Annotated in this window: 17 protein-coding genes; 6 read left to right on the top strand and 11 right to left on the bottom strand. The window is 60.7% G+C overall.

The genetic code is table 11. The features are described 5' to 3' along the window. Positions 1-6: 6 nt before the first annotated feature. From IFT47_RS15010 to IFT47_RS15035, 6 genes are read right to left on the bottom strand one after another with little or no spacing between them, the layout of a single operon-like run. Positions 7-1,686: an acyl-CoA synthetase family protein gene (locus IFT47_RS15010; protein ID WP_192171186.1), complete on the bottom strand. Its 1,680-nt coding sequence runs from the start codon at positions 1,684-1,686 to the stop codon at positions 7-9. Beyond that, on the bottom strand, positions 1,683-2,228 hold the full coding sequence (locus IFT47_RS15015) for a COG4648 family protein (protein ID WP_192171185.1): 546 nt from the start codon (positions 2,226-2,228) through the stop codon (positions 1,683-1,685). Before IFT47_RS15015 ends, IFT47_RS15010 begins: the two co-directional genes overlap by 4 nt. Further along, positions 2,225-2,479, bottom strand: a complete 255-nt coding sequence (locus IFT47_RS15020; RefSeq protein WP_192171184.1) for an acyl carrier protein — start codon at positions 2,477-2,479, stop codon at positions 2,225-2,227. Before IFT47_RS15020 ends, IFT47_RS15015 begins: the two co-directional genes overlap by 4 nt. Positions 2,480-2,488: 9 nt before the next feature. Continuing rightward, positions 2,489-2,749 carry a phosphopantetheine-binding protein gene (locus IFT47_RS15025; protein ID WP_192171183.1) on the bottom strand — a complete coding sequence of 87 codons (261 nt, stop codon included), beginning with the start codon at positions 2,747-2,749 and terminating at the stop codon, positions 2,489-2,491. Then, a complete protein-coding gene (locus tag IFT47_RS15030; protein WP_192171182.1) occupies positions 2,724-3,536 on the bottom strand; it encodes a lysophospholipid acyltransferase family protein in 813 nt (270 codons plus the stop codon). The genes IFT47_RS15025 and IFT47_RS15030 overlap by 26 nt, the downstream gene beginning before the upstream one ends. Further along, positions 3,512-4,267: a beta-ketoacyl synthase chain length factor gene (locus IFT47_RS15035; RefSeq protein ID WP_192171181.1), complete on the bottom strand. Its 756-nt coding sequence runs from the start codon at positions 4,265-4,267 to the stop codon at positions 3,512-3,514. Before IFT47_RS15035 ends, IFT47_RS15030 begins: the two co-directional genes overlap by 25 nt. Before the next feature lie 320 nt (positions 4,268-4,587). On the opposite strand from IFT47_RS15035, the gene IFT47_RS15040 reads away from it, so the two are divergent. Beyond that, positions 4,588-5,370, top strand: a complete 783-nt coding sequence (locus IFT47_RS15040) for a ParA family protein (protein ID WP_192171180.1) — start codon at positions 4,588-4,590, stop codon at positions 5,368-5,370. Positions 5,371-5,373: 3 nt separating this feature from the next. Here the strand turns inward: IFT47_RS15040 and IFT47_RS15045 are convergent, their stop codons facing one another. Next, positions 5,374-5,751 (bottom strand): PAAR domain-containing protein, encoded by a 378-nt coding sequence (locus IFT47_RS15045; RefSeq protein WP_192171179.1) that lies wholly within the window; start codon positions 5,749-5,751, stop codon positions 5,374-5,376. A 136-nt stretch (positions 5,752-5,887) separates the two neighbouring features. Beyond that, positions 5,888-6,322, bottom strand: coding sequence for a thioredoxin TrxC (gene trxC, locus IFT47_RS15050; protein ID WP_192171178.1), 435 nt, complete (start codon positions 6,320-6,322; stop codon positions 5,888-5,890). 401 nt (positions 6,323-6,723) lie between these two features. On the opposite strand from trxC, the gene IFT47_RS15055 reads away from it, so the two are divergent. From IFT47_RS15055 to IFT47_RS15065, 3 genes are all read left to right on the top strand, one after another. Next, positions 6,724-7,665, top strand: coding sequence for a hypothetical protein (locus IFT47_RS15055; protein WP_192171177.1), 942 nt, complete (start codon positions 6,724-6,726; stop codon positions 7,663-7,665). Between the two features lie 77 nt (positions 7,666-7,742). Next, positions 7,743-8,036 (top strand): type II toxin-antitoxin system HigB family toxin, encoded by a 294-nt coding sequence (locus IFT47_RS15060; protein WP_192171176.1) that lies wholly within the window; start codon positions 7,743-7,745, stop codon positions 8,034-8,036. Next, positions 8,033-8,434: a helix-turn-helix domain-containing protein gene (locus tag IFT47_RS15065; RefSeq protein WP_192171175.1), complete on the top strand. Its 402-nt coding sequence runs from the start codon at positions 8,033-8,035 to the stop codon at positions 8,432-8,434. The genes IFT47_RS15060 and IFT47_RS15065 overlap by 4 nt, the downstream gene beginning before the upstream one ends. A gap of 17 nt (positions 8,435-8,451) precedes the next feature. On the opposite strand, the gene selO is transcribed toward IFT47_RS15065, so the two are convergent. From selO to IFT47_RS15080, 3 genes are read right to left on the bottom strand one after another with little or no spacing between them, the layout of a single operon-like run. After that, the gene (selO, locus tag IFT47_RS15070; protein WP_192171174.1) at positions 8,452-9,915 is read right to left on the bottom strand and encodes a protein adenylyltransferase SelO; all 1,464 of its coding nucleotides are present in this window, start codon (positions 9,913-9,915) and stop codon (positions 8,452-8,454) included. A gap of 48 nt (positions 9,916-9,963) precedes the next feature. Beyond that, positions 9,964-13,332: a mechanosensitive channel MscK gene (gene mscK, locus IFT47_RS15075; RefSeq protein WP_192171173.1), complete on the bottom strand. Its 3,369-nt coding sequence runs from the start codon at positions 13,330-13,332 to the stop codon at positions 9,964-9,966. A gap of 36 nt (positions 13,333-13,368) precedes the next feature. Beyond that, positions 13,369-15,111 (bottom strand): potassium/proton antiporter, encoded by a 1,743-nt coding sequence (locus IFT47_RS15080; RefSeq protein WP_192171172.1) that lies wholly within the window; start codon positions 15,109-15,111, stop codon positions 13,369-13,371. A 264-nt stretch (positions 15,112-15,375) separates the two neighbouring features. Between IFT47_RS15080 and IFT47_RS15085 the strand changes: the two genes are divergently transcribed. Beyond that, on the top strand, positions 15,376-17,967 hold the full coding sequence (locus IFT47_RS15085; RefSeq protein ID WP_192171171.1) for a dermonecrotic toxin domain-containing protein: 2,592 nt from the start codon (positions 15,376-15,378) through the stop codon (positions 17,965-17,967). Positions 17,968-18,063: 96 nt separating this feature from the next. Further along, positions 18,064-21,456, top strand: a complete 3,393-nt coding sequence (locus IFT47_RS15090; protein WP_192171170.1) for a dermonecrotic toxin domain-containing protein — start codon at positions 18,064-18,066, stop codon at positions 21,454-21,456. The last annotated feature ends 10 nt before the right edge of the window (positions 21,457-21,466 follow it).

Raw genomic sequence — 21,466 nt, forward strand, 5'->3', positions numbered from 1 at the left:
CAGAGCTCATGCATCCGCGTTCACCAGTAAAATCCGCCCGCTGGAGCAGGCCGCTTCGCCGTTGCGATAGGCAAAATGCAGCTTGCTGCGCTCGGGGTCGAAACGCAGGGTCAGGCTGATGCGATCGCCGGGGCGCACCAGTTGTTGAAACTTCAGCACTTCCATGCCGGCAAACCGCGGCGGCAGGTCCATCAGACGCTGTGCTAGGTTCATCGCCCAATCGACCTGAACCACGCCGGGTAAAATCGGCGTGCCCGGGAAGTGGCCGGGGAAATGGGCGAGGTCCAAGGGGACGATCAACTCCAGTCGCCACTCGTCGTCGCGCTGCTCCTGGGCGACCAGATCAGGGGCTTGAGTGCGCGGCGACACCAGCAGGGTCTCAATCAGCGCTTGTGGCAGTTTCCCTTGGGCGTTGAGGGGCAGATGGCTCAGCAATCGCCAGCGACGCGGCAATGCCAGCGCCTCGCAGTGCGGCACCAGATGCTGACGCAGCGCCTGGGTCAGCGCGCGCCGACCCTGATTGCGCAACGCGTGCACGCCGCTGGCGCTCAACACCACCAATGCGCCCAGCGACGCGCGGTTTTCCCGGACCACGCCGAGGCGTGCTTCGCTGACCCACTCATGGGTCGCGAGCGCTTGCTCCAGAAGCGGCAGGGAGATGCGCTTTTCTTCCAGTTTGACGATGCGGTCCAGTCGGCCCAGCAGCTCGAAACGACCGTCTTCCAGAAAGCGCACCGCGTCGGCTGTCTGTTCGACATGGTCGCTCGGCAGGTACGGCGACTCGATCCGCAGGGCGCCGTCGGCATCCTGGCTCAAGGTAACGTCGTCGAAAGCGCGCCATAGCGGATCGCCCTGGCGCCAGGCGATGCCGCCGGTTTCGGAGCTGCCGAGTATCTCGCTCGGCCACTGCCCGAGTCGCTGATGGAGGCTGGCTGCGGCGTCGGCCGGCAGCGCACCGCCGGAAGAGAACACCCGGCGCACGACGCTCAGGTGGCTCCAGTCGAGATTGTCGCCCATGCGCTTGAGCAGTGCAGGGCTCGCCACCCAGGCGAAGGATTCATGCTCGCGGCTGGCGCGTTGCAAGTCTTCGGGAAACGGCAGTTGCTGGCGCACGAAGCTGCGTCCGGCGCACAACGGCCACAACACCCGGAACAGCAGGCCATAAATGTGCTGCGCCGCCACGCTGCCGATGATGCAGGCATCGCCCAGTTCTGCGCCCCACAAGCGTTCGAGTGCACTGACTTCGTTGGCCAACTGGCGCAGGCGTTTCTCGATCAGCTTGGGCTCGCCGCTGGAGCCGGACGTGCACAGGCTCAAGCTGCACTGATCCAGATCGAGCGCGGCAGGGGGCAGCGGATCGGCGTTCAGTTGATCGAGGCGGGTGTCGTCCGGCAGATCCGTCAGCCACAGGTCGACATGACTGGCCCAGCGCTGTCTCGTCTGCGCCTGCAGATCGGACGGCAGCAACACCGCCACGCCGGCGCGCCAGGCCGCAAACAGCGCGATGGCCAATTCAGCGGCGTCTTCGAGATGGACCGCTAGGCGTGTCACGCCACGCTGCTGCAATGCGGCAGCGACGCACAGCGCGCGTTTCTGCAGGGCGGCATGGCTCAGCGCGGGAGCATGGGCAACGGCGCGCTGCGGATGGGCTTCAAGCAACAGGTGTTCGAGATCGATCCAGCTCATGCCCGACCCCGGACGCGCTGACGAATGATCCATTCACCCGCAAACAGAAGACCCATCAAACCGTAGGCAATGAGCCCTGTGTATAACGTCCACCAGCTCAGCGGCGCCCAAAGGGTCAGCGCGGCGGCGACAAGGCCATTGAACAGGAAAAACAGGCACCAGACGCGGGTGACCTGGAGGGTGTAGCGAACCACAACGGGCGGCAGGTCAGGCTCCGTCAGGCGTGCCAGTCGCTCGATCAGCGGCATGCCGCGCATCAGGCTCAGGCCGAATAGGGTCAGCATGAAACCGCTGATCAGCACGGGGTACCAGCGTAGCAATTGCGGGCTGTTGAACAGCCCGAGCAGCAGGCAAAAACCCATCGCCGTCAGCGCCATCGACACGCCGCCCGGACGTCGCTCGCTGGTCAGCGCACGCACCGCCCACAGCGCGCCGAGCAGCAGTGCGAATTGCCAGGGGGCGAAGTGGCCCATGCCGAAGTAGACGGCAAACGGGTACAGCACACCTGCAAGCACCAGGACCAGGCCAATCAGTCGACTCATGCGGCGCTGTGGACCAGGCGATAGACCGCGTCGACGACATCGCCCACGGTGCGCACTGACTTGAATTCTTCGGCGGCGATCTTCTTGCCGGTCTTGCGCTTGATGTGGTCGATCAGGTCCACGGCATCGATGCTGTCGATTTCCAGGTCCTGATACAGGTTGGCTTCGAGGGTGACGCGCTCGGGTTCGAGCTCGAACAGCTCAACCATCGACGAGCGCAGGGTGTCGAAGATGTCTTCACGGGATTGCATGTTCTGTCCTCAGGCCACTTGGCGCGCGCTGACGAATGCCGCGAGGCTGTCGACGCTGGTGAAGTGATTGCGAGTGTCTTTGGCGTCGGCGTCGATCTTGATGCCGTAGCGTTTCTGGATGGCCAGGCCCAACTCCAGCGCGTCGACCGAATCCAGTCCCAGGCCTTCACCGAACAGCGTCTGGTCGTTGCCGATGTCGTGGGTGCTGATGTCTTCGAGGCCCAGGGCATCGATGATCAGCTGTTTAATGTCCTGGTGCAGATCGCTCATCTGTGGCGAGCTCCTTGGTGAAGTGTTGATGCAGATAGTCGTTGAGCTTGCGCGACGCCACAGGGGCCGGGCCAAGCGCGGTAAAGGCCGCTGGATCGATATCGTTGCCCACGCGCAGGTGAAAATGCGGGCGGCGCAGGGGAATGCGGTACCACGGCTCGGCCTTGGTCAGCGTGGTCGGCGACACATGGATGGTCACCGGCGTAATAACGTGGGCGCCACGCAGGGCAATGGCCGCAGCGCCGCGATGGAAGGCGGGCGCATGGCCTGGCTGGGTCCGCGTGCCCTCAGGGAAGATGATCAGGGTTTGCCCGGTCCGCAGCAGATGCGCGGCTTGCTCCAGCATGTCGGCGCTGCCGTCGTTGCTGACGTAGCCGGTGGCCCTGACCGGGCTTCGGGTGAATACGTTTTGCCACAGGCTCTGCTTGACCACGCAATTGGCGTCACGCACCAGCCCGATGAGAAACACCACGTCGATCAGCGACGGATGGTTGGCAATGATCATCTGCCCCGGGCGGCCTAGGCGCTCGGCTCCCTGGATTTCGTAGGTCAGCACCCCAGCGTTGCTCATGATGCGGATAAATGCCCAGAACAGGCGGCTGATGGTCCGCCGGGCGCGGCGTTGATGGCTGCAGGTATCGCCGGGCAGCAGCGCCAGCAGGGGAAAGACGAACACACGCAGGCACAGCCCGCCCACACCGAACAGGGCAAAGCTCAGGGCCGTGGCCAGCAGGCGCCAGTAATAGGCGTCGCGGCTTTTGCTCAGCGGTTGTGTTGCCAATTCCATAGCCGATTTTTCCAGGGATGTTGCAGAGCGCTCTGTTGTGTCGACAGCGCACGTAAAAGGTTGAGCGCGTGGGGCCATTGGCTGCGCTCGGAATCCGTCTCGATCGGTTCGCGGGTCGTCAGCGAAAGCTGCCACTCATCCCCCGGCGTCAGCAGCAGGCCGAGCGCATAGGGAAACGGCACATCGTCGATCCACGGCGCGTACGCGGCAGGCGGCTGCTCTTCGGTGATCACCAGCAATACCGCCGGCGCACCTTCTTCAAGCAGGGAGGCCGCCTCGATGACGCCATGTTCAAGCCCGTCGCCCGCACAGGCCAGGGCCGTCATCTCGCTGGTCTCGCCGCGCAGGATCGACCACAGGCCAATAACGGCGTTGTGCACGGACAGGCTGAACTGGGTGGGCGACAGCGGCTCGTCTTTGGCCAGATCGCTGAGGATGTCGAAGGTCCGGGGCGTTTCGCCGTGGCGCGACACGAACACCAGCGGCAATCGCTCCAGACCCTCCGCCAGCGGCCAGCCTACGCCGAAGGCCATGCGGGCCAGACGGCTCAACCGGCGGCGCTGCATGGCCGGCAAAAATGAAACGTCCGGCGCTGCGTCCGTCGGGGCGGGGATCACGGGTTCGTGGCTCCATTGGCGCCACTCTTCGACCGACGTCAGCCCCGGCGCCCACGCGCGCCACTGTGCAATGTTGAACTTGATCACAAAATTATCCTGCCCTGACACGGGCATACTTCCGGGCTTCGAGTCTCCGAAGTGGCACCAACCATGGCGCGGCGCTATCACCGAGTGGCGGGCATTATCCCGATGCCCAGGCACCGAGGCAAACGTTGAAACAAAAGGTTTGTTTACTGGCGATTATTCTTACTGGTAGGGCAGCGGCGTCTGACACTGTTTTGTAGGATCAATAGGACTGTATGCGTTGCAGGCTTCGCCTTTGCATTCAGATTTTTCCGAGAGACTCGCCCTACTCATCGCGATTGCCTAGACTCGGGACCATTCATCGGGTCGCTGGCGATCCTTTACGGCTAGACAGCAACAGGGAGTCTTACATGCGGCGTGTGGTGTTCAATCAGAAGGGCGGCGTTGGCAAGTCCAGCATCGCCTGCAATCTGGCGGCTGTCAGTGCTCATGAGGGTTATCGGACGCTGTTGATCGATCTTGATGCCCAGGCCAACTCGACGCAGTACCTCACCGGTCTGACCGGCGACGAGATTCCCATGGGGATCGCCGATTTCTTCAAGCAAACCTTGTCTTCCGGGCCTGGCGCCAAGAAGAATCAGGTCGACATCTACGAAACGCCCTTCGACAACCTTCATGTCGTGACCGCCACGGCGGAACTGGCGGATCTGCAGCCCAAGCTGGAAGCCAAGCACAAGATCAACAAGCTCCGCAAACTGCTGGATGAGCTGAGCGAAGACTACGATCGCATCTACCTGGACACGCCCCCGGCGCTGAATTTCTACGCGGTATCGGCATTGATCGCAGCGGATCGTGTGCTGATTCCGTTCGACTGCGACAGTTTCTCCCGCCAGGCGCTGTACGGGTTGATCAAGGAAATCGAAGAGCTCAAGGAAGATCACAACGAGGATCTGGAGGTGGAAGGTATTATCGTCAACCAGTTCCAGGCGCGGGCGAGCCTGCCCCAGCAGATCCTTGATGAGCTCATCGCTGAAGGGCTGCCGGTGCTGCCGGTCTACCTCACCAGCTCGATCAAGATGCGTGAATCTCATCAAGCCAATATGCCGCTGATCCATCTGGAGCCGCGGCATAAGCTGACCCAGCAATTTGTCGAGCTGCATCACTTGCTGGAAACGGGTGCGGGTAATCGGTAGCTGCTAGGCGAGGGGTTCGGGGCTCTCTCGACGGGCTCGCGTCATCTGCTTGGCTCGCTTGCGCGCCTTTTCGGCCATGTCCTTGGGAATGTCGATGGTCGCGTCCATGTCGGCCTGAAGCTGAGTCTGGCTGGCGATCAAACGATGGGTGCCTTCCTCGCAGCCGCAGCGCACTGCCTGGCCGTGCGTTGCCACGGCCACGAGTTCGTCGATGAAGGTCGGATTGCCTTGGGCAATGAAGCCGATCTGCGCGCACAGCTCGCACCAGACCGGATCGCCCATGCGCGCCAGGCGCCGGTCCTCCCATGTGTGCGAGCCTGAGGCCCGCAAAACCACGCCGCCGGTTGTTGTTGAATCGCCCTCTCTGACCACGTATGTCATTGCTAACCACTCCAGGGTGCCGATAGGAGTGGCGAAGCCTAGACGCAGAATTCGACGAATTCGGGGCAAAAGAGCGCTTTCAGAACATGCCTACAGCGCTGGCTGTCACGCACTTCAATCGCTGAAGAAACGCCTTTCAGATTCCCTGACTGGTCAGCCAGGCCGTCAGCTGTTGCAGCGGCATCGCGCCACTCTGCCGGGCAATTTCACGGCCGTCCTTGAACAGGATCAGGCTTGGAATCGAGCGGATTCCCAGCTGCGCGGAAAGCTGCTGATTGGCCTCGCTGTCCAGCTTCGCCAGCCGGACGCGCCCGCTCAGCTGAGTTGCCGCTTGCTCGAACGTCGGCGCGAACGATTTGCAGGGGCCGCACCATTCCGCCCACACGTCCACCAGCAACGGCAGATCGCCTTTGATCTGGCTGGCGTAATCGCCCTGCGTCAGGTTGAACGGCTTGCTCAGCAAAACCGGCTGCTTGCAACGCCCGCATTTCGGCTGGTCGGACAGCCGCCCGGCAGGAATGCGATTGAGCCCGTTGCAGTGCGGGCAGGGGATCAGCAGTGAATCGGACATGAGAGAGACCTGACTAGGATGGATGACTGTTACGTGGAGTCTGGGGGATGGGTTATCAAGCTCTACGGCTGCACCTGTAGCGACGGGATGTCATCGATGGCGGTCGGCATTCACTGATCACCTGAAATGCCAGGTGTGAACTACCCCAGATTTCACCGCTTGTTTAAGCACTCCACGCCAAAAAAAGACTCAAACCTGAAGACGCGACGAATTCCCGCATCAGCCTTGGCCCAAGCCGCCCAATGCGCGCGTTAAGCCAAATCCTCAAGCTCTGATTATCCGAAAGCATCCCCCGTTCGCCCAACTGTTCGCCCTGCCTGGCTGTCGCTAGTGTCGACGCGAGGGGCTGACTGACGAACATGCGCGTCGGCCCTTGTCATCTCATAGCCAGGGAGTCGCCCATGATCAGCCAGATCCAGGCCGCGGTTGCAGCGGTTGTCGCGAATAAAAAGCCAGTCGTTGACGCCGCTCCAAACAGTGACCCCAAACCCGTCGACAAGGCGGCTACGACAGCTACCGACAAGGCGACGTTTTCGACACTGGCGGCTCAGCTTAACGAGAGCGCTGCGCGAGCCCAGAAGAGGGACGCGGTGATGACCCACACCGAGTTGGGGCAGTACGGGCGTAATCGCATCAATGAGTTTTTGATCGAAGGCCGCACAGTCAACAGCGGCACCCGGGCCATGGAAGTGCCCAAGACGAACGACCCTGAATTGCTGGACCGCGCGCGCGAGGCCAGTGCGTTCGTGACCCGGACCCTGGCCGGCGACAAAACCGCCAAGAGCCCGTTCGAGAACCTCTCACGCGAGCAACTGAACCTGATTGCCTTTGACGACAGCGCAAGCTTCACGCTCAACGAGCGGCGCGCGGCCTGGCAGGGCGTGCAGAAGATGGACGAGGACTGGCGCAACGTTGCGATAAACGAGGGGGTGATCGAGCAAGCCCGAACGGGGAAGGCCACCCGGTTCTACAACGACGCCCTGAGCTACCTCAAGTCGCTGCCGGCGATTGAGAGGGCGGTGAGCTATCCCAAAGGAGCGGAAGCCATTCTGGAAGCGCGGATCAAGAGCGACCTGACGCTGCCCAGCCTGCCGGGCGCTTTTGGACGCCAGGCGCCAGACCGCAAGCTGACCCTTTACGACATCCTCGCCGGCATCGTCGACACCACCAAAGACAAGAAAACCGATCCGAACAACATCGTCCACACGAAGAAATTCTCGCCCCGCACTTCTCCGGTGCCGACTACCGCGGCTCAGGAGGTTGAGAAGCCAACGGCTGCGAATGCCAATGCGCAAGTTAAGCAAGCTGGTACCACGTCCAAGAATGAGAAGGCAGCAGGATAAAAGATGCTCCGGCTATTGCGGTTGGTGATGGTCGGATGGGTAGCCAGGCTGGATATTGCACGCACAACGGTAGGGAAATGCACGTCATCACTGAAAAGCGAATATGGGAGGCAAAAAAGAAATGGCCACAATCGGCAACTGCTCTTGACGCTTGGTACCGCTTAGTCAAAGCATCCAGGCTGAACGATTTTAGTGCGATGAGAGCGATGTTGCCCTCGACAGATAAAGTGGGAAGATTTCATGTTTTTGATATCGGCGGGAACAAGATCCGGCTGATTGCGTCGGTTAACTACTCAGCACAGCGGCTGTACATAAAGCATGTGTTCGACCATCGTGAATACGACAAAGGTAAATGGAGGGATGAGCAATGAGCGCGCTCATTAAACAGGCTGCGGAGCACTGGCATCACTTGGCGCCATTACTGACTCGGCCTGAAACGGAAGCTGAATATGATCTGCTTGTCAGCGGGCTCGACGAACTGTTGGAGATCATCGGAGAGGATGAGCAGCACCCTCTGAATCGTCTCGCCATATTGGTCAGCGAAATGATTGAAGCCTATGACCATGAGCATCGGCCCATGCCTATGGCCTCAAGCGCCGAGACGCTGCGTTACCTGATGCACGAGCACAACCTCGGCCAAGGCGACATGCCTGAAGTAGGGACGCAGTCCGTCATTTCCGAAATACTCTCAGGCGAGCGCCAGTTGAGCCTCAAGCAGATCCGCAAGATTTCGGAACGTTTCGGCGTGCCGGTAGAGGTCTTTATCTGACCTCAACTCACCCCCACTCACGACGAACAGCTGATCTCCAGATGCTTCCCCCAATCCGGCGGACGCTGTGCATAACTTTCCATTCCGGGCTGTTGGTCGAACGGCTTGCACAGCACCTGATGCAGGCGACGGACTTCACTATCGTCGCCCTGTTCGGCCGCTTCGATGGCGCGTTGGGCCAGGTAGTTACGCAGGATGTACAGCGGGTTAACCGCGTGCATGCGCGTGCGGCGATCCTCTTGGCTGGACTCGGGCTCGCGGGCGATGCGGGCTGTGTAGGCGTCGGCCCAGGCGTCGAAGCCAAGCATGTCGACGAAGTCGTCGCGCAACTTTCCTGCCGCGACGTCGGCTGACTCCTCCCCCAGATGGCGGAAAAACAGGGTGTAGTCGACGCCGCTGTTTTGCATCAGCTGGAGCAACCGCGCGATCAAGTCAGCGTCATCGTCTTCAGCCGTTGTCAGCCCCAGCCGTCGGCGCATTAGGTCCAGGTAATGCGCCTGATACAGCGGCAGAAACAGGTCCAGCGCCTCACGCAATGCCTCGACGCTGACGAAGGGTGTCAGCGCCTGGGCAAGCGCGCTGAGGTTCCACTGGCCAATCGGCACCTGGTTGCTGAAGGAGTAGCGGCCTTCGTGATCGGAATGGTTGCAGACGAAATGCTGGTCGAAGTCATCCAGAAACGCGAAGGGGCCGAAGTCGAAGGTGATGCCGAGAATCGACATGTTGTCGGTGTTCATCACGCCATGACAGAAACCATAGGCCTGCCATTTGGCGATCAATTCGGCCTGACGCTCGACGATCACGCGAAACATCGCCAAGTACGGCTCGGGTTGTTCCAGGCATTCGGGGTAGTGCAGGGACAGCACGTGATCGGCCAGTTGCTTCAGCTGTTCAGGCTGTTTGGTGTAGAAGAAATACTCCAGGCTGCCGAAGCGCACGTGGCTTTGCGCCAGTCGCAGCACCATCGCCGCGCGCTCCTGGGTTTCACGCCACACCGGGGTGCTGGAGCCGATCACGCAGGCCGCGCGACTGGTCGGGATGCCCAAGGCATGCAGGGCTTCTGAGGCGAGAAACTCGCGGATCGACGAGCGCAAGACAGCGCGACCATCGCCCATGCGCGAATATGGTGTTTGCCCGGCGCCTTTCAGGTGCAGGTCCCAGTGTTCACCGGCGTCGTTGTACACCTCACCGAGCAGCAAACCGCGGCCATCACCCAGGCGCGGGTTGTACGAACCGAACTGATGACCGGAGTAAACCATCGCCCGCGGATCGGCTTCGGCCCACAGTTTGTGGCCGCTGAAAATTTCAGCAAAGAGGGGTTGTTCTGCCTGAGCGAGGTCCAGATCGAGCAACGCGAGGGCGGCTTCGCTGGCAACCACCAACCGCGGGTCGGCGATGGGCTCGGGCAGCACGGTGGTGGAAAACGCATCGCCCAGACGGGCAAAGCGATTATCGAAGGTCAGCTCGTCGAGGGCTTTCAAGGGATGCCTCCAGCAGAATGTCCGACCATTCTGCTGGGTTTTTACCGGTCAGTCGAGTTTGGCTTCGGGCGGCTCCGGTGCATCTTTTGGCGCCGGGGGCACGGCAGCGGGCGGTGTGATGGTTTTCTGCTCGGGCTCGATGGGCACCATCTTGTACTCCTGTCCCTGCATGTTCTTGAGGTAAACCTCCATCTGCCGGAACGAGATATTGATGTGCTGCTTCTTGAATTCCTTGTTGATGAACCGGTTGATTTCGTCGAGCACCGGGTTGCGGTCGCCCAGGTCACGCACGTGCATGCGCAGCTCGTGGTCCAGGGTGCTTTCACCAAAATTGAGGAAGTAGACAATCGGCTCGGGCTCTTTCAAGACCCGTGGATTGTCACGGGCGGCCTTGAGCAGCAGGTTGCGCACCAGGTCCAGATCCGAGCCGTAATCCACGCCCAGCTTCAGCGTCACGCGGGTGATCGTGTCGGTCAGCGACCAGTTGATCAGTTGCCCGGTGATGAACGTCTTGTTCGGGACAATGATGTCCTTGCGGTCGAAGTCGGTGATGGTGGTCGCGCGGATGCGGATCTTGCTCACCGTACCCGACAGGGCGCCAATGGTGATCGTGTCGCCGATCCGCACCGGGCGTTCGAACAGGATCATGATCCCGGAGATGAAGTTGGCGAAGATCTCCTGCATGCCGAAACCCAGGCCCAGCGATAGCGCCGCCACCAGCCATTGCAGCTTGTCCCAGCTCACGCCGAGGGCCGATAGCGTGGAGACAAAACCCACGCCGACGATGGTGTACGACAGCAACGTGGTGGTCGCGTACGAACTGCCCTGCTTGAGGTTGAGCTTCGACAGCACCAGCACTTCCAGCAGGCCCGGCAAGTTGCCGGCCAGCACGAAGGTAATGCCGATGATCACCAGGGCGCCGATCAGGTCGCCGAGGCTGATCGGCACCATGCTGATGTTGGCGCCGGTACCGCTGGTGTACTCGTACAGCGTGATGTTATCGAGGTACGAAAACACCGAAATCAGGTCGGCCCAGACGAAGTAGAGCGCGCCGATGAAGCCGGCAATCAGCGCCAGACGAATCAGCCGCAACGACTGCTGGTTGACCTGCTCGATGTCCAGCGTCGGCTCCTCGATCAGCGTCTCGCCTTCGCCGGCTTCTTTCGCGGCCTGACGCTTGCTCAGTGCGCGCTGGTACGCCAGACGGCGCGCGGCGACGCTCAGCCCGCGTACGAAAGCGGCTTCGATGACCAGCCACAGCATCAGCAGATACAGCGTGTCGATCAGGCGATCACTGAGTTTCAGCGCGGTGTAGTAGTAGCCAAAGCACACGGCGACGAACAGCGCGACGGGCAGGGCAGTGAAGGCCAGACCGACGGCGCGGCGAAACAGCGAAGCGCTGCGGTGGGTCGGGCTGGTTAGCAACAGGCGCGCGAGCAGCCAGGTCATGAGCGCGTAGCAGGTCAGCACCACCGCGATGCCGATCACGTCGTCGGCCAGTGCTGAGGGTTCGTGCTCGGCTACCGCAACCACCGTCACCAGCGCCAGCACCACCAGACCCAAGCGCCGGATCCAGCCGCGCAGGAATTCAACCTGCGGTTTTTCCCAGCGGAAGTGCAGTTGCGCCACTCCGCCCGGCGCGAGAATCCGGTAAGCGGTGTAGAACACCAGCCAGGCCAGCGCCACTTGCAGCAGTGCCGAACCCAGATTGACGTTCTGCCCGCGGGCGTCGATCTGCAACGCGAACGCGCATACCGCGAGGGTCAGCGACAACGGCATCGCCAGCAGCACGTTGATGAAAATCGCCAGCGGCGTCTGCCATTGCCGGTCACGCTTGAAGTGGCCGATGTCGGCGTGCAGGCGATTGAGCTTGTCGTACAGCGCCTTGCGTTTCCACATCAGCGCGCCGATCACCAGGAACAGCGGCAGGAAAATCAGTGGGCGCTGGGTCAGCCCGTCATACAGTTCGCTGACACTGGACGTCCAGGGCAGGGTGGTGACCTGTTTGACGAGTCGTGGCTGGATGCGCTCGAACCACTCCAGGTCCAGCGGCTTGTTGCTCGGAATCCAGAACATCTGCTCATCAAGGGTGGCCCGCAGGCTGTTGGCCGTGCTGACCAGCTGTTTCTGATTGAGCTGCAGGGTGATGGATTCGTTGAGCAGCGCACTCAGCTCGCGGTTCAGCCGCTCCAGCAGGTCGCTCCGCGTGGTGGCCAGATCAAGCAACGTCTTGCGCAGTGCGGGTGTGACGTCTTCGGGCTTCTGCGTCGCCAGCAACGTGTCGACGTAAGCGCTCGGGCTGCTCATCTGCTCGCGCTGCTGATTGACCTCGAATTGATACAGTCGAATGTCGGCGATTTCGTCGGCCAGGCCGCTGTCGAGCTTGAGCTTGGGTAAGGATTGCTTCTGTTTGTAGAGGATTTTCGACAGCAGCAGACTGCCGCTCAACACGTTTATCTGCTCGTCCAGCGCCTGGTCGGTCTGCGTGATGGCATCCAGCTGGGTCTTGGTCTTGAGATTCTGCTGGGTCAGCTCGTTGAGGCGGTCGGTGCCGCGCAGCAGGTAGTCGGAGAGTTTGAGGTTGGCCGCGCTTTCACTCGCCAGCAGGCTGCTGCCGCCGGCTTTCTGCGCTTCAAGGGACAACTGCGTCACGGTTTCCTGGGACTGGGCGCGACGCTTCTCGTTGATCAGCGTCTGCAGGTCCTGGATTTCCTGATCTTGTCGATTGACCTTTTCCGTGAGCAGGTCGCGCTGGCTGCCGCCCAGGTCCTGCAACTGGCTGTTGCCGGCGAGCTCCTGACGACGCAACGCAATCAACGCGTTCAATGAGGCCTGTTCAGCGTTCAACGCGTTGCGCTGGTCGGCGTTGATGGTTTTGCCGCCGTCTTTGCCCGACTTTAGGATGCCATTGATGGCCTGGATGCGCGTCTGGCTGCTGCTGATCTCGGCCTGGGCGCGCTCGGGCCGGGTTTGCGCGGTGATGGTCAGGCTGTTGGCGTCGTTGAGGGCTTTTTGCAGGTCAGCCTGCTGGGCGCTGCGCTGGCTCAGCACTTGCTCAAGCTGCGGCACGTCCAGATTGGCGTAGCGCTGGGTGACCGGAATGACTTTGCTGGCCTTTAGCTTGACCAACTCGCGCTGGTTTTCGGCGGTCTGGCGGGGCGCGTCGGCAAGCTGCTTTTTCAGATCCTCCAGCTTCTGCTGATTGTCCTTCTGGCTGGACAGGAACGTCAGCGTCTGTTCCAGCACCTGCTGCAGCGCTTTCTGGTCGTCAGGGTTCAGTTTGCGGTCGGCGATCTTGTCCAGACTGCGCTGGACGGCCTCGCTGGACAGGGGAGGCGTATCGGCGGCAAGCGCCGGTACGGACGACAGGCAAAGCCCAAGCAGGGCCGAGGCAAAAAAGTTACGCAGCGTGAACATAGACACCGGGTCGAGCGAGCAGAAATGGGGGGCAGTTTAAAGGAACAGCGCGGGCCCCGGGCTGCTTCCTTCGGGGAATCTGACGCCCACTTTGAGGATCTTGTTCCCGTCCATAACCGCGACGGTCCAAATAGTTCCATTCCATTCGATCTGGTCGCCCACGATCGGCGCACCGCGATTCTTCTGAATGATGAACTGACTCAGCGGCATGCCCGGGTCCAGCCCGTCGAGTTTCAGACCGTAAAGTGCCGCGACAGCCCCCAGCTCAGCGTCTCCCTCGAGCACGAAGTCACCGAAGAAGCGCAGATCCAGACCGCGCTGCGGCGCCTGGCTGAACAGCTTGCCGAGGGCGGGAAGGTCATGTTCGTGACCAATGACGCACAGCAGATCGCCGACTTCCAGCACCGTACTACCCGACGGGTGGAGCAGTTGCTGACCACGAAAAAGGGCTGCGATCCGCGTGCCTTCGGGCATTTTCAGCTCACGCAACGCGGCGCCGATGCACCACTTTTCGGCGCCCAGGCGATACACGAACAGCTCCCACTCGCTGGTGACATGCACTTCCAGCGCTGCGCGGGAAATCGGCGCCGGATCAGGCGGCACCGTCACTTTCAGCCATTTCGCCACCCACGGCAGGCTGGTGCCCTGAACCAACAGCGACACCAGCACGATGAAGAACGCGAGATTGAAATACAGCTGCGCATGGGGCAGACCGGCCATCAGCGGGAACACCGCCAGAATGATCGGTACCGCGCCGCGCAGCCCGACCCAGGCGATAAAGGCTTTTTCGCGACCGTGGAACACCCGGAAAGGCAGCAGGCCCGCCAGCACAGACAACGGCCGCGCCACCAGAATCATCCACAGCGCCAGGCCCAGGGCTGGCAGCGCGATCGGCAGCAAATCGTGGGGCGTGACCAGCAGGCCCAGCACCAGGAACATGCCGATCTGTGCCAGCCAGGCCATGCCGTCGAGCATGTGCAGGATGCCGTGGCGGCTGCGAATAGGCTTGTTGCCCAACACCAGACCGCACAGATACACCGCGAGGAAGCCGCTGCCGTGAATGGCGTTGGTCAGTGCGAAGACCACCAGACCGCCGGCGACCACCAGAATCGGATACAGGCCGTTGGCCAGATTAATCCGGTTGACTAGCTGTAGCATGATCCAGCCGCCGCCCAGCCCGATGATCCCGCCGATGCCGAACTCCTGAACCAGATGGCCCAGCAGGCTCCAGTGCAGGCCGGTCTGGCCGCTGGACAGCATGTCGATCAGCGTGACGGTGAGGAACACCGCCATCGGGTCGTTGCTGCCGGATTCGATCTCAAGACTGGCGGTCACCCGTTCGTTCAGGCCTTTGCCGCCCAGCAGCGAGAAGACGGCGGCGGCGTCTGTGGAACCGACGATGGCGCCGATCAGCAGGCCTTGAATGATGTTCAGATCGAACAACCAGGCGGCGACCATGCCGGTCAGCCCCGTGGTGATCAGCACCCCGACTGTCGCCAGGGACAAGGCTGGCCAGAGTGCGACCCGGAAACTCGCCACCCGCGTGCGCAGGCCGCCGTCGAGGAGAATGACCGCCAGCGCCAGATTGCCGACCAGATAGGCCGTCGGGTAGTTATCGAAGATGATGCCGCCGCCATCGACGCCGGCCACCATGCCGACGGCGAGGATGATCACCAGAATGGGAATGCCAAGGCGGGAGGACAGCGAGCTGACCAGAATACTTGCACCCACCAGCAACGCGCCGATCAGGAACAGGCTGTTGATGGTCGTAGCATCCAAGGGCGGTACTCCAGAAAACGAATTCGAACAAACGAGGGCGCGACCTGACCATGCAGTCCGCGTGCCAAGGGATTTAACCTGTTGAATTGCTTGGCTGTCAAAGCGTAATTCCAGATGGGCAGGCTAATGGCCGTGCAACGGGCCTGTTACTCGCAGGCCGCTGATCACATCCGTTCCCGGATGACAGCAGCAATACATATTTATGCCAGCCCGCGCTGCCAACTCTGATCACCTCTGGCTCCTATTTCAGGAGAAGTGATCATCATGAACGTACAAGCCCACCCATTACCCGAATCGGATGAACGTCAGCTCAAACTGATAGCCAGCCGTTACGTCACCGACTATCCCGATCTCAATGCACTGGCGAGATCCGCTGCCCAGAGCATCATTTTCAGGCACACGGGTAAGCATCTGGACCCCGATCGGGTGTATTGGCATCGGTTCTCCAGCGCCAGCAGCAGTTCGCGCTCCTTTACCGGATGGAAGCACGCTGGCGCTACGATGGAATCCATGACGATGACCGAACTGGTGATTCGTCGTTTCAACGCAAGCGAGCAGCAAGCCCCCGACGAGCTTGCGGTGTATGGCGGTTTCTACACCGACGGTCCGCAGCATGGCTTTTATGACGAACGGAATGAAGTGCGCATGCTCCCGGCAGAGGTGCTCAACGATTTCTGGGCCCTTGATTTCAGTGCGGGCTACCGCCGCAAAATGGACAGGTTCTGGGCGCAGCACGGCGACAACTTCTGCGTGCTTGCCAAGGTTCGCTACCTGGGGTCTGCAGGAGAAGGCCTGAGCAGAAACCAGCTGTCAGCCACGGATTTCGAGATGCTGCGCAGCGTCCTGGCGACCGGGCCGGGGCCTGTAACCCTCGCGCAGTTGCGTGAGCCAATGCCTGTGACGTCAGCGGTGTCGGTGTTTCATCTGGAACTGGGCGCGTTCAAGGCTCGGGACATTCTGCGTATCGTCGATGAAAACGGACGTCAGATCCTGTATGTCTGCGGTGCGCAAACGCCGTTCTACTGCTTCGATACCCACCACCAAATGTACGAGTGGTTGAAGGCGCAGTTCCTGTCCATCAGAACTCGGGCGGTTTTTTGCGCCCGATTTCTGCATTCGGCGAGTGACTGGGAGACGCACCGCGCTGCATTCCAGCGCGATGTGGCTCGGCTGCTGAGCAATGATCACGACGACGCTGGAGCCAATCGCCTCCTCAATCGCGGAACAGCGCCGATCTCGGGTGATCCGTTCGTCTACCTGCGAGATGTCGCCCGTCATGACATGACCGCTGACGCCACCACCCTGCTTACCGATAACAGCGACCTTCGCAAGCAGATCTGGCTCGGCTACCTGAACGCCTTTCTGTCCGTGCTCGGCAATCTGGCGCCGCTGGGTTGGCCGCTGGCGTTGGCTGTGGTGGGCGCGAGCCTGATCAGCACGGGGTTGAATATCGATCAGGCGGTCAACGGTAAAAGCGCCGAACAACGCAGGCGAGGTATTTTGGGCGCCATCGCCAGCGCTATTTATCTGTTCTTGAACCTGCCGCTGCTGACGCGCATGGGGACTGACGTGCGGGAGACCATGAAGGCATCAAGCCCTTTGGGGCTGGATGCAGGCGCCGATGCGATGCCGGCTCTCCTGGCGACCGATCCGTTGTCGGGCATGAGCGACAACGTCGTCCTCGAATCGCTGGCGCCTGTGTTGGAGGAAGGGCCCTACCAAGGGTCATACCGGCTGAGCAGTGGAGAAGCATGGGCGGTCATCGAAGGGCGAGCGCATCGTTTGAACTTCGATCAAAGCCTGGGCAGCTGGGTCATCATCGATCCCCAGAATCCGTTTGCGTTCCATGGCAGATGCCCGGTCCGCTTCAGTGTGCAAGGCGGCTGGGAACGGCTTCCGATCCCGGGCTTGTCTGGCGGTGCACCCATGGACGCTGGCGCCGTGACGATCAGTCCGCCGCCCACGACGGCCATTGCCAATGTGCAATCGGCGTTCTGGGACCGCTTCATGCAGCTCAACCTTTTCGATGAGCAGCTTTATTCGGAGGCGGCGCTGGCCCGGCAAAAGGCAGTGGTCGAGGTGTTCTGCATGGAGCCCGAAGAGGTTATCGCCACTGATTCCGAGGGTGAAGAGGTGCATTTTGATGAGTGGGGGGCCAAACATCGCGTGTTCAAGACCGCAGACGGTGAATATGTCGGTGCTTCCATCAAGCATTACACCCATGAGGACGATGCGTATAACCGGTTCTTGCGAACCGGCGTGGCGACCTATTCCGATCAAGTGGCGATGGTGCAAAGGCTTGCCGAGGACGTCACCACGCTGGGGTACAACAATGACGTCGCGCTGTATCGAGGCGGCAGTGGGGCGCGTGGTACGTCGGGCGCCTTCTTCCGTACCGGCGACGTCAGCGTGGGCGATGTGCTGGTCAACACCGATATCACCTCATTCAGCGAAAACCCGTATCAGGCGCGCACCTTTGCCAGCAGTCAGGGCGGCGCCCATGCCAGTGCCACGAGTGCGCCGATCCGCTTTGACGACACCAGCGTGGTGTTCGTACTGCCGGAAAAACAGTACTTGAGCGCAACCCCGATCGCGCCGTTCTCCGCGAGTCCGGAAGAGGCCGAGGCTATTTTTTTACCCGGCCACTACTTTCAGATCGACAGCATCGAACACGTCATCGGGACGTTCTACCGGTTCATAAAAGTCCAGCTGCGTGAAGTCACCGGGCCAGTCACGGGCCGAAAATTGCTCGACATGCGGACCGCTGAGCCTTTCAGTCGCCAGGGTTATGTGGCGCGATTGGGAAGTGCCGGGCGGGTGCTGGTCGATCGTTTCTTTCCGATTCAACAACCCTGAACAGTCTGCACATTTCGTAAGCAATAATTATCTATAGCGGCCCTGCGTGCCTGTCGGTGGACTCTACGGACTCACTCACTGACAGGATGTCGGGTTATGAAAGACAGAAAGGATACGACCGCTCTGGAGCGCAGGGCTGACGAGCTTCGGCGAAGTCGCGGCATGTCGCGAGTCTCGGGCTGGCGAGACCAGAGAGGCGAGGACTGGGAAGACAGTGGCTGGAATGAGCCACGTGTGCCGCGCGACGAAAACGGGTGGCCCATCGAGCCGGCGCCCGGGAACGAAGTCGACGCAGACGCTGACGCCACGCTGCTGAGCGACTGGCTCGATCAGCAGCACGTGCGCTATGAGTCGCCGCGTGAGTATGCACGCACCCAAGCGCAAGCCTATCTGTTCCAGCATGTGTCCGCAGAGGCGGATCCGGACGAACTGCTGATGACCACGCTGTACATCAATCAATGGGAGAAGGAACCGGGCCGGGCAAAGGTTGCTTATTCCATGACCCTGACCGAGGCCTTCATGCGGGACTGGCAGCAAAACGGCAACGGACAGTTCTTCAATCATCTCGGGCACTTGAGCCCTTACAAGGAAGTCGGATATCCGGCGCGCGTCGTTGAGGGACGTCTGGACCTCGGACCGTGCCGGGCCTATGAGGCGATTTATCGCAAGACCAGCCCCCAGCGCTATGACAGATCGACCCATATGGCGATCGATCCACAGGACTTCAAACGATATGTGTGGGACTTCGATTTGCAGTCCCACTATCAGGACTCGCTCAAGCGCTTCTGGCATCGCCATGGTGATGATTACAACCTGTTGATCAAAGCTGCGCTGTTGAAATCCGCTTTCGTACAGCATCAGGAGGGTTCCCTGAGCGCTGAGGATAAAGAGCTGGTCTTGCGAGCGCTTGGCCTGACGCCGGATCAGACCTGGGACGAATTGACGTTCAGAGCATTCGCCGACGCGCCTTTGCCCCATGACGTGACGATTCGGGAATTGATTCTGTATCGGTACGTCGCCACTGACATCATCGTCATCAGAGACGAACACACCGACAGGCTGGTGATGTACATCCCTGGCAACTCGTCGCCCCTTCACGCCTTCCAGCATCTTTCCGAATTACGAAGCTGGATTGCGCTGCAGTGCCAGGGGCCACGTCGAAGGAAGGCCCTTGAAGGGCATTTCAAGGTGGAAGACGTGGCCGACGGTTTCACCTACACCGGACTTCACCAGACCCTGGCAGGACTCGCAGCGTTTCCGCACAAACTTGACGTGAAAACGGGGCATTGGGCCCCGGCGAAGATCATCCACCTCGGCGATGCCCTTTCACCCTGGCCTTTTTCCCACTTCAAATACAACGTGCAGAGCCGACTTGAATCCGACGGCAATCAACTGATCCGTAGCCAGGCGGATTACAACAAAGAGATATCGGCGGAGGTGTTGTACTGGGCCGTAACAGTGACCGGTGTTGTCGCAATGGCGGTGCCGGCGCTCTGGATTCCACTGGCCGCAATGTCCGTGGCGCTGGTCGGGCTTGGCATCGATGAGGTCATTGAAGGCAGGACCCTTGAAGAGCGGCAAGACGGCGTGGACCGCATTGTGTTCGGCGTTCTGAATGCGGTACCCGCTGTCATCGGCGGAGCAGCGGCTTCGAGCAGGCTGGCGGCGGCTGCCACCCGTGTGGCGGAAGAGACGGCCTCTGATGCTGTGGATGAAATCGGGCAAATGATTGCTGATCGAAGTCCCGAGGAAAAGGCGGTGGCTGTTCAGCAGCAACAACGAGCGCAGGCTGAAAGTATTGAAGAGGAACTGGCGCAGGCGAGCGAGTCGGCGAGTGATCGCCAGGCACGGCTGAGTCAGGAAGTGCAGGATCGCATCGCGCTCAAAGCCCACCGCACTAATACGTACGACAGCATCAAAGCGTTTGGCGTGGAGCCGGAGGGTTTGCGTTCGCTGCAGCCGGCCCTGAGAGCGTCACTGGCCCGCTTTGAATACGGGGCCGCGCTGGGTGACATCCCTGGCGCCTGGCAAGTGGACGACCTTGGAGCCGTCTATAAAGTCGAGCATCCCGCCCCCGGCGAGACAGCTTACTTCGCCCGTGTGCACGCGAAGGTGTATCCGGTGGAGCCCGTCGAGAAGGTCGGGCAGTACCGCATCTTCTCGGCGGAAGATCCGCAGGTGAAGGGGCCTTACGTTAAACCCGCGAGCGGTTTCTATTCCGACATTGACCTGCGTCCCGGCCTGCGCGGCGGCGCCGGTTTCATTGAGGAGTCGCCCCAGACGGCACTGCCGGGCGAACGGGGTGAAATCACACTCACGCGCGCCCAGCCACCCGTGACGGTCGAGATCCCCATGGACGGCATCGAAATGAGGTGGGTAGAGAACGAGGAAGGAAAGCAGGTACTTCGATACTTCGCCAACAACGTTCCTGAGGGGACCAAGGTCGCTTACAACGCTGAGGTAGCCTGCTGGGAATCGAGTAACGAGCGGTTTCTCTGGCTGGACAATAAGGGCCGCTGGCGCACAGGGACCGAGACGGATTATCTGAGGGTCAGGGATAGCTTGAGGGCAGGGGTGCGTGACGTGTTCTACACCTTCCGGCGCCTGCCGGGTGTTCCTGCCAATGCAGAGCCGGTCGAGCAGATGGTGCACCAAGTCTGGCTGGGCCGGCGGTTGCCGAGTGAATCGCTCATCGAAAACATCAAATCCAACATGCGAATCAGTCCCGAGCTTAAGTTCACGATGCATGTGGATATTGACGACACGGCAGCGTCTGACGGTCTGTACCCCCCCGCGCAATTGCAGAATGCGTTCGCCGACTTTCCCAACATGACCATTTCCAGGCTGCAGGATGAGCCCTTCTTCGAGGGCTTCATGAACGACCCGCACACCTCGACAGCGTTTTCCTGCTTTCGCCGAGGAGAATTGGAAAACTTTGCCGCAGCCTCGGATATCTTGAGGTATCGATTGATCAGGGAGTACGGCGGCATCTACATGGACTGCGACGACGTCATCGGTCGCTCATTCTCGGGAGCCGATCTGCTGGCGGGACCCCATGACGTGCTGGTGGGCGGCACACTGGAAAGCCCGACGTTGTCGTTCAAAGGCCCCGGTAACAGTCATTTCGCGAGCCGCCCCGGCAATCCCGTGTTCAGGGAAATGGAGTGGGAAATTCATACCCGGTTCACCAGACAATACGCCGCCCTTGAAGCGTTGACGTCTTCCCGACATCAATCCAAGGCGGCGATGACCGCCTACATGACGCAGATCTCGGAAGTCACGGGGCCCAGGTTGTTTCTGGATGTACTCAAGGAAACCCGGCCGGATTATGCCGACCTGCTCGACGACGGGTTCAAAATGGATACCAATGTCTACGCGTCCGAATACTACAAACGCTTGAATCGGGTAAAAGAGTTTTATCGCCCGTTTGCTTCACGGTTCAGAATCTTTCCGGGCGCCGAAAACTCCTGGAAGGCACCAGGGGCTTGAATCAACGCTT

The sequence above is a fragment of the Pseudomonas sp. CFBP 13711 genome (assembly GCF_014842265.1).
Taxonomy (GTDB): domain Bacteria; phylum Pseudomonadota; class Gammaproteobacteria; order Pseudomonadales; family Pseudomonadaceae; genus Aquipseudomonas.